The following is a 14,700-nucleotide window of genomic DNA, read 5'->3' as shown; positions in this document are numbered from 1 at the left end:
TTGAGCAAACTTTTTATTTAATTAATTGATTTTATGATATATTTTAAATACATCATTGTATTAATTTTGGTAGGCTTAAATATATGGAGTATAGGACAAAAATATACAATAAGTGGCTATGTTCGCGATAAAAAATCGGGAGAAGATTTACCTGCAGCAAATGTTTTCGTTGAAGAATTAAAAAAAGGCACTTCTACTAATAATTATGGCTTCTTTTCGCTAACACTCTCCAAAGGCACTTACACATTAAAAGTATCGTATATTGGCTATAGCGATGTTACCAAAAAAATAACCCTCGATAAAGATCAAAAATTAAACTTCACACTCGATCCAACTGTTATTCAAGCATCAGAAATTGTAGTAACCGGTGAACGTACTAATAAAAACGTCGAAAGTGTTGAAATGAGCACCTATAAATTGCCAGTCGAAACCATAAAAGAAATACCTTCGTTTATGGGCGAAGTAGATGTGTTAAAATCAATACAATTATTACCAGGTGTACAATCATCGGGCGAAGGCAATAGTGGCTTTTACGTTCGAGGAGGAGGTCCCGATCAAAATTTAATTCTGCTCGACAATGCCGTTGTTTACAATGCCGGACATTTATTTGGCTTTTTCTCTATTTTCAATGCCGATGCGATTAAAGATTTAAACCTTATTAAAGGTGGTGCACCTGCTAATTACGGAGGTAGGTTATCATCTGTATTAGACATTAGCATGAAAGAGGGCAACAATCAAACCTATCATATCGATGGCGGTATTGGTGTTATTGCATCGAGAGCTACTGTACAAGGTCCTATTAAAAAAGACACCTCATCTTTTTTAATATCGGGTCGTAGAACTTATATCGATATACTAACTAAACCTTTTATTAAAGGTAAATTGAAAGGAAGTGGCTACTATTTCTATGATTTAAATGCAAAAATAAATTATCGTTTTTCAGAAAACAATCGACTATTTTTAAGTGGCTATTTTGGACGCGATGTATTTTCGTTTAAAAACAGCCAAGATGGTTTTGGTGTCAAATTCCCTTGGGGAAACACAACTTTATCGACCCGGTGGAATCATGTTTTTAACCAAAAGTTATTTCAAAATTTAACCGCAACTTTTAGCGATTATCATTTTATATTCGATGCCGAACAAGACGATTTTGAATTTAAAATGTACTCGGGAGTTAAAGATTACTCTCTATCGCTCGATTATACCTTTTTGCCCAATGTTTTACATACTATAAAATTCGGAACTCAATATACCTTTCACGACTTTGAACCAGGAAGCGCCTCTGCCCGTATTGGAAACACTCACTTCGATACAGGCAAAATTATTCATTATTACGCCAACGATGCAGCTATTTATATCAATGACGAATTTGATATAAGCGAAAAAATAAAGCTCTCAGCCGGAATCCGTCCTACTCTTTTTCAACATGTAGGTCCTTTTACACGCTACGAGTTAGATCAAAATCGACAAGCAAGAGATACTTTAACTTATGCGTCTATGGAAAATATTGCAACCTATAAAAACATAGAACCACGAATTTCATTCCGATATTCTATCAATAAAAGTACATCGATTAAAGCATCGTATTCTCAAAACTATCAATATATTCAATTAGCAAGCATGTCGTCAGCTACACTACCAACCGACGCATGGATTCCTTGCACCGATAAAATAAAACCACAATTTGCTGTTCAATATGCTGTTGGTTTCTTTAAAAACTTTAAAAACGACACTTACGAAACCTCTGTAGAGTTGTATTATAAAACAATGGATAATTTAATTGACTACAAAGAAGGTTTAACGAGCGACGATAACATGGCAAATAACCCCGATAATAACTTTACATTTGGCTCTGGAAAATCGTTTGGCGCAGAATTTTTTGTCAAACGACGATTCGGCAAACTCAATGGATGGATAGGATATACCCTTTCTAAAACAACACGACTTTTCGAAGAAATAAACAATGGTAAAGAATACCCTGCCAAATACGACCGACGTCACGATTTATCAGTTGTTTTAACTTACGATTTAAACGAAAAATGGAACTTCGGAGCAGTATTTGTTTATGCAACCGGCGATGCAACCACACTCCCCATATCACGATATTTTATTGATGGAAGAATAGTTAGCGAATATGGCGAACGTAATTCGTTTCGATTAGCACCTTATCATCGAGCCGATATTTCAGTCAATTATAACTTTCCCCAAAAAAACAAAAAATGGAAATCGTCGCTCAACTTTTCGGTTTATAATGTTTACAACCGCATGAACCCTTACTTTATCTATTTCGACACTAAAACCGATCTCGAAAACTATTCTATTACCACTAAAGCCAAACAAGTATCTTTATTTTCAATTTTACCATCGATTACCTACAATTTTAATTTTTAAAACAATACAATAGCCATGAGAACAAATCTACATCAACACAAAATGAATTTATTCGTTACTAATATTGATTTCTATTTGTTCAAAAAGCTTATTCCATGTAACATTTATTTAATAAAAATACAGATGAAAAAGTTTGTTAACATTGTTTTAATTAGCTTACTATTCATTTCATGTGAAAAAGAAATTACAGTAAATATGCCTACCCCCGAAAATAAAATTGTAATTGAAGCAGCCATTGAAGATGGGCAATACGCATGGGCTTTTATTACTCGAACTGCTGCTTACTTTGCCCCCGTCGATTCTGAAATTATTATGAATATGATAGTTAAAAATGCTACCATTGTCGTATCAGACGGTATCGAAACAGATACCATGCAATTAAGCTTAGACCCTTACACTTTTCCTTATCTTAAATATATAGGAACAAAAATTAAAGGACAAGCAGGCAAACAATACTATTTAACCGTTATGGTTGACGGCAAAACCTACACCGCCCGTACTACTATCCCTCATCCCGTTGCATTCGATAGCTTAAAATTCAAACCAGATGTCAATAAAGATACTTTAGGTTTTATTTGGATATATTTAAAAGACCCCGATACCCTCGGAAATTATTACCGTGCTTTTACAAAAATTATTGGAAAAGATAGCGTATTTCTACATCCCTATCCATCTGTAGCAGACGACCGATATTTTAACGGACAAAAGGCAGAATATCAACTATTTAGAGGACGAAATCCCCTTGAAGATAATTTATACGACGACCAAGGTTTAGATTCAGCTGGGGTTGCACGTTGGTATTTCAGAACCGGACAAACAGTTGTAGTTAAACTCTGCCAAATTGATGTACAACATTACCGTTTTTGGTACTCAGTAGAACAACAATTTATGACCGATGGAAATCCATTTGCAACACCCACATCGCTAAAAACTAACATTGAAGGAGGTGCTATTGGCATTTGGGGAGGATATGGAGTATTTATCGACACGTTAAAAATTCCTAAATATGTAAAATATTAGATATTTTCATATAACTTTGCAAAATAGTTATTTAAGCGAAAAACATTAAAATTTTATTATATGGGATTATTTTCAACATTTAACTCAAACGAAAAAAACGATTCAAATTTAAACAAAGAATTACCCAAAGAACAAGTAAAATGTTTAATTATTGGCAGCGGACCTGCAGGGCTTACAGCAGCTATTTATGCTGCTAGAGCAAATCTTAAGCCTGTTTTATACGAAGGATTACAACCTGGTGGCCAGCTTACAACAACTACCGAAGTTGAGAATTTTCCAGGCTACCCCGAAGGTGTTACCGGTCCGGTTTTAATGGAAGATATAAAAAAACAAGCACAACGCTTCGGAGCCGACATTCGGTTTGGCATGGCAACCAAAGTAGATTTTACCGGACCCATTCATAAAGTTTGGATCGACGACGAAAAAATAATCGAAGCAGAATCGGTTATTATTGCGACAGGAGCTACTGCCAAATATCTAGGGCTACCCTCCGAAGAAAAGTTCAAAGGACAAGGCGTATCGGCATGTGCCACATGCGATGGATTTTTCTATCGCGGACAAGACGTTGCAGTAGTTGGTGGTGGCGATACAGCTTGCGAAGAAGCTACCTATTTAGCTGGAATTTGTCGCAAAGTATATTTAATTGTACGTAAAAATTATTTAAGAGCATCCAAAGCTATGCAACAAAAAGCAATGAATACTCCTAATATCGAAATTTTATTTGAACACCAAACAAAAGAAATAGTGGGAGATGATAACGGCGTTAATGGGGTCATTCTTACCGATAAAAATGGTAACGAAAAAAGAATAGATATTTCAGGATTCTTTGTCGCAATCGGACATCATCCAAATTCTGAAATTTTTAAACCATATATCGAAACCGACGAAGTTGGTTACATTATTACAAAACCAGGTAGTACACAAACCAATGTTGCAGGTGTATTTGCTTGTGGTGATGTACAAGATAAACTTTTTAGACAAGCCATTACAGCAGCAGGTTCAGGTTGTATGGCAGCTATCGAAGCTGAACGATATTTGTCAAATAGAGAATAAAATATAAAAATACACCACCCATTTTTATTGATCCGCAATAATTTTTTTTTTCTTTAAAAAATGAAATTCTTGTATTTCCCGAAAAAATATTCTTGTTTTACTTTACTTTTATCAACATGCCTTGTGCGTGGGCATTAAATTCGGGAGCATACATACATTGCAGTGTAGATATTCCTGTCGAGAATTTGCCTTTCTGCGATACGCGTAAACTATATTCCAACACATATTTGCCCCGTGGCATATAATCAAAGAAAAAGTTGTACGATGCATCTTTGGTTTCGCCATAATATCCTAAGCCATCTTTATAAAAATATCCCGATAGAGTTTGCATAGGCTCAAACGACGAGGGACGCATATCTTTCAAGTGTACATATTCTAAATTACGGTCGCATTCAAGAACCAAACGGACAATAACTACATCGCCAATTTTTAGGGTACTTCCGGGATTGATGGGTTCCAAAACTTTTCCCGATGGCGTTATTTTTTCGAGGTAATATTCGCGTTTTAGCGACATATAATTGCTTTCGTAACCCGAAATTTTATCGAGGTTTTCAAAATATTGCCAATGAATGGCACCCCACGAAATGTCGTTCCCTTTATTTTCAACATTGATTTGAGCATACGAGTCGCTGATTTTATCTCGTTCAATTTTTTCTTTGATATGACCCGTAGCTACTTCAACATTAGACTTAGATATTTTTACAGGCTTATTACCCCAGATAATTTCTGCATCAAAAGTAGTAGTCATTTCAGTGGTTCCTGTAAATAGTAAAGCGTGAATAGCATCGGCAGTGGCAGTTGTAGTTTTCCAGTTTTGTGTTTGCTTTTGGAGTAACAACCACAATTTAAGCTCATTAACTACTTTATAGTCTTTTGAAATTTCATTAAACGCTTCGATCAATAGCGAGTGAGCTTCGATAGGCGATTCGTACCACGATAACCCACGACTGATGGTCTTCCAATACATTCCTTGTTCTTCGCTTTCGACCGTGCGTTCTTGCAATGACTTGATAATAGTTTTTGCCGTTTCAATGTCGTTGCTTCTGTTCATTGCTAAAGCAATCATTCCTTGCATGTATTCCGACATATTTATCCAGTATTTCTTAGCCTGCCCATAGAAATATTGATACGCTTCCGATTGCAAAAAGCCTTTATTCTTATTTAAATAAAAGCTTCGGGCATATAAATAATGAACTTGAAAATAGCTGATATGATACTTATCCAGATCTTCTTTTCGGGTATATCGTTTCAATTCGTTATAGTCCTTTTCTATTTGTCGGTCGAGGTAAACAATCGCCTTACTCATAGCATTTTGTAAATCAGAATCGATTTGATACGACTTTTCGAGACGTCCATTCGAAGCTACGATGTATTGTGTAATGTAACGACTTTCGGGCATACCGGGGAACCAACTCCACGAACCATTGGGATATTGATTCTTTATTAGTTTTGATGCAGCTTGCCTCAATTCGTTGTTGATTCTTTTTTTGTCGAAGTACAAAGCAATATCGTGTCGTTGAGATGTTTCGTCCATGCTTTCTTCAACCCAAGGTGTTTCGGCTAAAACAACCGATTTTAATTCTTGGTTTTTGCTTAACGGTGAGTTGAGCGGATTATTTACGGTGTCTTTGAGCCATTCGTTAAAAACATTGTTGAAGTTAGGAATGGCATTTACAATATATTGCGAAAGCTTATTGGCATAATAACGATTAAACAACTGTTCGTTGCATTCGTAAGGGAATGAACGTAAATATGGAATTGCCATAACGGCATACCAAATAGGGTTAGCGGTATATTCTAATGTTAATGATTCATGGGTTAAAGTCGAGCTTTGTGATGCTTCTTTTATGCGTTTAAAATCAATTTGTTTTTGTTGTTTACCCCGTACATAAAAAGGCAACGATTCGGTAACAAGCATTCTGTTGGGCAATACAGGTAACATTACTTCTTCGCCATCGCTAAAGTTGACTCCCTGTGCCAACGATGTAACTTTTACTAAAGCTAAATGAGAGGGTACATTAAAGGTAAACGAAACCACATCGCTGCGTTTAGGTTTTATCACAATATCTTTTTCGTCTTTTAGCACAAGATTGTTTTGGTTGGCTAAAGCATTTTCGATATGCAGACGAACCTTTATTTTTTGTTCGTTATCGCTTAAATTATCAACTTTTATGAATATTTGTAAGCTATCACCTTCTCTAAAAAATCGTGGTAACTGTGGTGTAACCATCATTTCTTTTTGAGTGATACACTCATTTTGATAGAATCCATATTTCAAATCTTTTGAAACGGCAAAAGACATAAATTTCCAGGTAGTTAGTGCTTCGGGTGCATCAAACGAAAAAACAACATTTCCATCAACATCTGTTTTTAAATCTGGTAAAAAGAAAGCTGTTTCATTTAGGTTTTTACGAATTGTTGGGAGTGTTGTATTATTTTCTATATCTGACATCATTCCGCCCTTTTCTTCTTGTTTTTTGCTATTGTCTTTTTCTGTTGCAACCGTTTGTTCTGAAAGGGATTTAGCTGTTGCAGGCAACATAGCATCTACGACTTCTTCAGCTTCTTTTGTATCTGCTTTACCAGGGCTATCCATTAAACGTGAAGTTGTATAGCGTGCACTTTTATGACCACCATTGCGGTAAGAACCATAAGAATAATAAAAACCAAACCAATCTAATTGAGGATAGGTAATAGATGGAATATTGGTATAGTTTTTATAGCTTTGATAACAATTCCCCGATAATAGCGAAAATTGGTCTGCTGCAAAATACATATTTTGATAGAAATATGGATAAGGATTAAAAGACCAATTGTGACCGATAAAAGCATCTAACGATTTATCGTACATCGAAGCCAGTAATTCTGCATTTACTTTTTCGCCTTGTGGTCCGGTAATTTTTAATCTCCAAGTTTCTTTTTGACCTGGGTATATTTTAGAACGGAAAGTCTCGGTGGTGATTTTAAGTTCCTTGTTGTCGAATGGTACATAAATAGAAATATTTTGCTGATATACGCGGTTGTTTTGAATCATAAGGAAAGATAAATATACATTACCGCGATGTTTTTCTTCAATTGGTATTTCAATTACGGTTTGTTGTTTATTTTTTAATGTAATCCAACGATAGGTTTCGGGGCTATCAAAATATGACATTCCCATTAAAACCTGAGCTTCATCAAAAGCACTACCTAAAGTTATATTAGCCGTTTCGCCAGGTTTGTATTGTTGCTTAGAGGCTTTAATAAATAAGGGCACAGCCTGTGGAACTTGCTTGCCTTGTTCGGGAGCAAAAAGGGTAAAATATTCTTTATGATGAACATCTTTGCCTTTGCTGTCTTTGGCGGTTAATTCAATTACATAGGCTCCGGGAAGCCAAGTGCTTGCCAATGGAAAAGCTAAAACGGTATCGGTTTTTGTGTCGAAGGTGCCACTATAAAGCGTTTGCAGTTCTTTGTATTGATAAATAGTAAGAGGGTTATCGTATTCATTATGAGGGAATATTTTTTCCCATTCTTCGCGTGTATAAAGTTTTTTATCGGGTACCGTCCACAAACGATTTCGATTAAGTGTAACAGGGTCTTGAAGTTTAGTTATTTTATAGCTCCCATTAGCCTGAATTTTTATTCCATTTGAATTTTCAACTTTAAATAATATTTTTTCAATCTCTTTATGAGTCATTATATCGCTAACTGCAAGATTGAAAAACAAGCTAACTGCACCTGCCGATACGGTAACCGAAGAGGATTGGGTTTCGTTATTGATATCAGTGGCATCTACGGTTACTTGGTAATTGTAAAAGCTCGATTCGTTGATCGGATAATGATTATCAGGAATTGCTTTAAATGTAATAAATACAAAACCACTATCGTTGGTCTTAATGGTTCCGCTAGCGATTTCTGTGGGTGGAGTTTGTGGACGATACCAATACCAATAGCCCCTCCAACGTGGAACACGAATTACACGAAACTTGACGGGAATACCTTGCAATGGAACACCAGCATAGCTTTTTACACTGGCTTTTACAGTAATCGAATCTCCCAATACATATTCAGTTTCGTTGGGTTCAACAGTAACAAAGAACTTGGGTCGTTTATATTCTTCTACTCGAATATTAATGCTTCCTTCGTTGGTATGCAAAGTAAACATTCCATTAAGCAAACCTTCAGGAATCTTAAATGAACCGCTAAAAGTGCCAAAATCATTAGAAATTTTTTGTATTTCATCAACCACTTGATAGTTAACATCTCGTAACGAAATATTCACAGGATAGTTCGGGGCAATTTCTCTGCTTTTACCTTTGCTTGTAATTACGATACCTTTAAAATAGACAGTTTGCCCTGGGCGGTAAATAGCTCTATCGGTAAAGAGTGTAATTTGTTGGCGAGCCATATCATCACGTTGATTGTAGTAATAGGAGTAAAAGCTTTGATTGGACATCAAACTTTCGTTGTCGGTTTTGATTTCGATATATAGACTGCCGTCGTTTTTCTTTCTAAAGGGATCGTCTGGTGTTAGAACAGTTACCATACCATTGTTGTCGGTAATATAGGTATTCCCTTTAACATAATGATCTTTAGTTTGACCATAAACATATTTGTACAAAATGACCTGAGTATTGGGAATAGGTTTTCCACTTTCGCGATTGGTAACAACAATTTTGTAAGAACCATCTTCTTGGCGGTTGGATATCATTGCCAAATTGGTAACCACTAATTTCTGATAGCATCGAGTAGCATTATTGTCCATTAAATTTTCGGAGCCCGAAACAATAACAACATAATAACCTTGGGGTAGTCCGCTTAATATTTCTTCTACGCTATGGGTATTAAAGTCTTTGTCGTCGGGGAAAACCGTTGTTTTTTTATACACCTCTTTTGATTCCTGAACCAGGGTATTGATAAGTTTCTCGCCATATTCTTTGTAAACAAGCTCTTGGTATTTATTTTTATCAATGGAGCGAACCGAAATAAATGCTTTTGTAATGTTGGTATAAGTTAATTTTATAGCAAAGGGTTTATTGGGAATGGCCGTTTCTTCTACTTCAAAAATAAGAGTTTGATTTTCCAATCCTTCCATAAAATTTTTTAGATGTTGACTGTATAAAGCTTTGGGATGTCGGTTGATGCATTCTTGGGCAAATTGATAGGCTTTGGTTTTATAGGTTTTGAACATATAAGTGCTGCTGTCGAAGGCATTGTATTGTTGCGACATAAGCGACCATTGTAAGCACAACTGATATGCAATGGCATTGGAATATGGAAATGTTTTATAGTTTTCAAATAATTGTTGCAGTGCATTGATATAGAGTTGGTCTTTGTTTTCGAGAATGGTGTTTTTGTACACAAAATCGAGGCGGTTTAAATCGGCATCAATAAAAGCATCGGGTTGAGCATCGTTGATATGAAAGGCTAATATATCTTGCAGTATTTTTATTCCATAAAATTGGAGCGATAACGTGTCGTTTGATTTAATTTTTTGTTGTATAAACGATTGGGCATTGGTAAAATAGGTGCTGTCATCAAGTTCAAATGCATCGATCGGTCGCGACAAGGTTAATTCTTTATTGGTAAAAAAGGTAACAGCTCTAAATGCTAAAAAGTCGTATAACGTTGGTCGAAGATTTTCAGAATTTTCTCCATAAGTTAATATCTCCTGAAAATTTTTTAATGGCGTTTTTTGAAGTTTTTCTTTTTCTTCAAGCGATTTTAAATAATGCTTAATAGCTACATCGGTAAGATGTGTCAAGCTCCATGTCCGCATATCGTTGCTTTCGTCGGACGAATAGGTTCGATTGTAAAAACGATAACGGTTATTTTGGTAATATTGCCAGTATAATTCGGCACACAAACTATGATATAAAGACGAATAAGGAAAGGGTGCTTGGTACGATTCGTTGCTCATTTCGGTTAATATTTTTTCGAAAGCATCTTCTTCGATGATGTTTCGATACTTCAACTGATAAATGCGTGTTTTGACAACCTGTGCCACATTGTTTTCTGCTTTTGCGTTTTTTTGAATTTGTAAAACCAATTCTAAAGCAGATTTTACCATGCCTTTGTTTTCGAGACTATCTACTTTTCGCCATTGATTTTTGTAAAAAGATGGTTTAGGTTGCGAAAACGAAAAACCAGCCAACAAAACAATTGTCAGCAACGAAAAAACATGTTTATGTGTCATAATGAATAATTTTTGGCAAAGCAAGTTAACACAAATTGTGCCAATATAAAAATATTTAAAAAATTATTGCATAAAATAGGGTAAAAACACTCTTGTTAAATAATTAATTATTCCCCATAGAAGAGATACGTTCCATCATTTCGTTGAGAGCTTTTTCAATTTTCCCTTTTACAAAAGGTTGAGCTATAAGCGGAATGTCGAGATGAATGGTTAACTTTATTTTAGTTACATAAGGCTCTACTTCTTTCATTTGAATCCAGAAAAAGAACTTTACAGGACTTAATTCGCCACTGCCAAATTTGATAAAGTTTTGAGGCTCTTTATCAATAATAATGATCTCCATTTTTTGTCCTTCTACGGTAAACGAACACCGATCTTTTTCAACTAATAAATCTTTAATTTGATCTTGAGGAATATAAGAAATAAAGTTTTCAAAATTACTTAAAAGTTCGTATAATTCCATTGAACTTCGACGAACCGTTCCTATTTTACTTTCTATTTTTAGCATATTACTCTTGTTTCCAAGTTCCGGGTGATTTTCTCCATTCCGATAATGTTTCGAGATGATGTTGCTCTACATAGTTCATCTCAATAGCAATATTTATGAGCGTTTCGTAGTTGCTTAATGTATAATAATCGCATTGTTTTTCGTTAAAAGCATTGATGGCAGTATCGAATTGATATGTAAAAATTGCAGTAAGACCAAGTACATTGGCTTGGGCATCGCGTAAAGCCTGAACAACTTTTAAACTGCTGCCGCCGGTCGAAATTAAGTCTTCAATCACCACCACTTTTTTGCCTTGTGGATTTTCGCCCTCGATAAGATTTTCTAAACCATGCTTTTTGGGCTCACTGCGTACATATACATAGGGTAAATTCATAGCTTCGGCAACTAATGCACCATATCCAATCGCACCGGTTGCCACTCCGGCAATAACTTCAACATGGGGAAATTTTTCTTGTATAGTCTTAACAAAGCCTTGAGTAATGAGTTTTCGCAATTCGGGATAGAAATAGGTTTTACGGTTATCGCAATAAATAGGCGACTTCCAACCCGAAGCCCAGGTAAAAGGTTGTTCTACATTCAATTTTATTGCTTTAATTTGTAACAAATTTTTAGCAATTTCCATTTTTAATTCTTGACTCATGAAATATTCAATTTATAATGTTAACCATGAACTTTTGATTACCGATCATTTACCGTTATCTGGCGACAAAGATATATTTTTTTACGAACCTTTCGATTGGAATAAAATCATTTCGTTGTTCAATGAAAAATCGATCGTTCTTATAACTAAAAAACCTGAAGTTGCTTTCAACGAATTTCAATCGAACTATGAACCCATAGAAGCATCCGGGTGTTTAATTGTAAACGAGCAGCAACAATGGTTAATGATTTACCGATTAGGTTATTGGGATTTACCCAAAGGAAAAATTGATGAGGGTGAAAGCCCATTGCAAACTGCAGTGAGGGAGATAAAAGAAGAGTGCAACATAACTATAAATCCCGATGATTGTACTTTTTTTGAGCACACCTACCATGTTTATAATTTAAATAATAAACCTATTTTAAAGCGTACTCATTGGTATTTATGTAATTATAGAGAACAATATACTTTACTCATTCCTCAAATCGAAGAAAATATTGAAAAAGTAGAATGGGTAAGTCGCGAACAATGGAAAAAACGTAAGCAATTGTCCTATCCTTCTATTGTTCAGGTCGTTGAAAAGTTTTTATCTTATAAATCTAAGTGAAATATTCTTATTTTTTTAACAAATCGCGTATTTCTGTAAGCAGCAATTCTTGTTTTGTTGGCTGAGCCGGAGGTTCTGGTGTTTCGTCTTCCTTCTTTTTCAATCGATTCATCATTTTTATCATCATAAAAATAACAAATGCAATTATTAAAAAATCAAAAACGACTTGAACAAAGTTACCATAATTAATCGTTACAGCAGGCACTTCAGGAATGGTTTGCCCTAAATTATTAACGCTAGCAGGAACAGCATCTTTAATTACAATGCTTAAATCGGTAAATTTAACCCCACCGATTAAAACACCGATAGGGGGCATAATAATATCATTAACAAGTGAGCTTACTATTTTACCAAATGCGCCACCAATAATAATACCAACCGCCATGTCTATTACATTTCCTCTCATGGCAAATGTTTTAAATTCTTTAATAATACCCATAATCATGATTTTTCATTAGTTGTTTTTAAATATGTTATAATATACAAAATTAACTTTTTTTATCAATTTATGGTAGTCAAATAATGTTAGACTTGTTTTCAATCCAAATTTATCAGAAGAAGGCGCTGTAAGAGCCGAACTACTTAATTTATTTGGGTTTAATATTTTTTTGCAAAAATTATATATACTCGCGAAAACGAACAAAAGAAAAGGTTTTTACTATTGTATTTTTCGAAGTTGTATCAACCATACGCTTAGTAGTAGATGCAACACATTTGATGTTATAGCCCTGTAATTTCTTAACTAACGCAAAGCAAAATGTTAGTTCACCCATAAGATGAACTATAACAGTATTTGAAGTTCTATTTTTAATTTCGATTATTTTATTTAAGTAAAGTTCTGCTAAATTTTCAATATACTCCTCATCGCCATTAGGGTCAACCTCAGGAAAAGAAAGATCAATAATTTCCTGATATAGTTCATGGGCCTTCTGCTTTTGCGATTCAGGCCAACTATCAGATGGATGATTGGAGAGGTTAATTAGCATAATCGGTTAATTTTAAAACTTTCAATTTCTTCTAAAGCTTTTTCATAAAAGGAATTTAATCCATCAACTAAAGTTCTTGAATTTATTGCATTATCCCGATACCCGGCGTGGTTTATATCATTTCTGAAATCACTTAAATCCGTAAATAATTTTGCTAGTTCATATAATTTATCTTTTTGGTCAACATAATACTTTATTGAATCTTTATTTTCTGCTCCCCATTCATTTTCAGGTATATTTTTACTAATTATATTAAGTGCCTTTGATAAATTTTCCCGCTCATCTCTATTATTATAATCTTTATTAAATACAGTCATAATAAAACTACGCAAATTTTCTTGCAGTAGCGTATATCCTTGTTGAATCCAATTAAAATCTATGCACCATTGAACTATTTTAATAGAACTTATTAGTGTTTTTTCATCGTTTATTGAAATAACTTTTTCTTTAATCTTTTTGAATGGTTCGTTTAATTGTGGAAGTAAGTCATTATTGTTTAAGATATAATCTAAATCTTCTAATAGTGTATCTAATTTGCTTTTATTATTGTTTTTATTTTTTAAGAATATTTCAAGTATAGTTTTAGATCTGCAAGTATAAATAGCTGTTAATAGATCGTTTAATGTATAAACGATGTTCCTGATTTTACTTGCAAATTGATCTTGTCCTTTTGTTTTTGTTAATATGGGTTTAATGGTTGTTTCACTTAATTGTTTTAGTTTTGATATATTACCAAATTTTAAGAAGTGATCAACGGCTGTGGTCCAATCCTGAATGGCGCTTAGGTAGGTAATATCGAGCATTGGTGCGACTCTTTCTTCTATAGGTTTTCCTTGAAGGTCTTTTGGATTTCCGAGTACTTCAAAAGCACCATAGTAAATGTGTTGAATGTTTACATTTTTTACTTTTTTTAGAAATTCCAATACTGAACTAAGCGTGATAGGTAAAGAACGAAATGAATGGGTTACATCTATTACTAAGTTAGCCTGCTCAGGTGTGCTAATTGTTAATTTTGTAAATATATTAAGCAAATCATCGTTATTAAATCCATTGGGTATATCAACGGTTTTAATTTTACTTTCATCAATATTCAGTTTGTTTAATTCAGATTTTAAATTAGTTTCGCCTTCCCAATTCAGTTTTTTTGCATCTTCTGTTAAAAAGAAGATAAACTCGTTTATTTCATTGATATGTTTTTGAATAACTGCAATTTGAGTGTATTTGGTTTGCACTGATTGATTATCGGGGAATTGATAAATACACTCTAAGTAATTATTGGTGCCTAAAAATGATAGGAATATTGTTTTGCCCATAAGA

10 protein-coding genes are annotated in these 14,700 nt (G+C 34.3%); 4 read left to right on the top strand and 6 right to left on the bottom strand.

The genetic code is table 11. From position 1 onward, the window contains the following. Positions 1–33: 33 nt before the first annotated feature. The 3 genes from HPY79_06290 to trxB all read left to right on the top strand — a co-directional run bounded on the left by HPY79_06290 (position 34) and on the right by trxB (position 4,464). Entirely contained in the window at positions 34–2,391 is a 2,358-nt protein-coding gene (locus tag HPY79_06290; protein ID NSW45404.1) for a TonB-dependent receptor, read from the top strand. A 123-nt stretch (positions 2,392–2,514) separates the two neighbouring features. Continuing rightward, positions 2,515–3,411, top strand: coding sequence for a DUF4249 domain-containing protein (locus tag HPY79_06285; GenBank protein ID NSW45403.1), 897 nt, complete (start codon positions 2,515–2,517; stop codon positions 3,409–3,411). A 60-nt stretch (positions 3,412–3,471) separates the two neighbouring features. Continuing rightward, a complete protein-coding gene (gene trxB / locus HPY79_06280; GenBank protein ID NSW45402.1) occupies positions 3,472–4,464 on the top strand; it encodes a thioredoxin-disulfide reductase in 993 nt (330 codons plus the stop codon). Between the two features lie 97 nt (positions 4,465–4,561). On the opposite strand, the gene HPY79_06275 is transcribed toward trxB, so the two are convergent. From HPY79_06275 to HPY79_06265, 3 genes are all read right to left on the bottom strand, one after another. Next, entirely contained in the window at positions 4,562–10,642 is a 6,081-nt protein-coding gene (locus HPY79_06275; protein NSW45401.1) for a hypothetical protein, read from the bottom strand. Positions 10,643–10,745: 103 nt separating this feature from the next. After that, on the bottom strand, positions 10,746–11,150 hold the full coding sequence (locus HPY79_06270) for a hypothetical protein (GenBank protein ID NSW45400.1): 405 nt from the start codon (positions 11,148–11,150) through the stop codon (positions 10,746–10,748). Position 11,151: 1 nt separating this feature from the next. Next, positions 11,152–11,790 (bottom strand): orotate phosphoribosyltransferase, encoded by a 639-nt coding sequence (locus tag HPY79_06265; protein ID NSW45399.1) that lies wholly within the window; start codon positions 11,788–11,790, stop codon positions 11,152–11,154. Here HPY79_06265 and HPY79_06260 point away from each other — a divergent pair. Next, positions 11,789–12,397, top strand: a complete 609-nt coding sequence (locus tag HPY79_06260) for an NUDIX domain-containing protein (GenBank protein NSW45398.1) — start codon at positions 11,789–11,791, stop codon at positions 12,395–12,397. The genes HPY79_06265 and HPY79_06260 overlap by 2 nt on opposite strands. Before the next feature lie 7 nt (positions 12,398–12,404). Here HPY79_06260 and mscL read toward each other — a convergent pair whose 3' ends face one another. The 3 genes from mscL to HPY79_06245 all read right to left on the bottom strand — a co-directional run bounded on the left by mscL (position 12,405) and on the right by HPY79_06245 (position 14,696). Further along, positions 12,405–12,830 (bottom strand): large-conductance mechanosensitive channel protein MscL, encoded by a 426-nt coding sequence (mscL, locus tag HPY79_06255; protein NSW45397.1) that lies wholly within the window; start codon positions 12,828–12,830, stop codon positions 12,405–12,407. A 184-nt stretch (positions 12,831–13,014) separates the two neighbouring features. Continuing rightward, positions 13,015–13,383, bottom strand: coding sequence for a CRISPR-associated protein (locus tag HPY79_06250; GenBank protein NSW45396.1), 369 nt, complete (start codon positions 13,381–13,383; stop codon positions 13,015–13,017). Continuing rightward, positions 13,377–14,696, bottom strand: a complete 1,320-nt coding sequence (locus HPY79_06245) for a TIGR02221 family CRISPR-associated protein (GenBank protein ID NSW45395.1) — start codon at positions 14,694–14,696, stop codon at positions 13,377–13,379. Before HPY79_06245 ends, HPY79_06250 begins: the two co-directional genes overlap by 7 nt. Positions 14,697–14,700: the final 4 nt, after the last annotated feature.

Source organism: Bacteroidales bacterium, from assembly GCA_013314715.1.
Classification (GTDB): domain Bacteria; phylum Bacteroidota; class Bacteroidia; order Bacteroidales; family GWA2-32-17; genus Ch61.
This window is presented reverse-complemented; position numbering and strand designations above follow the sequence as displayed.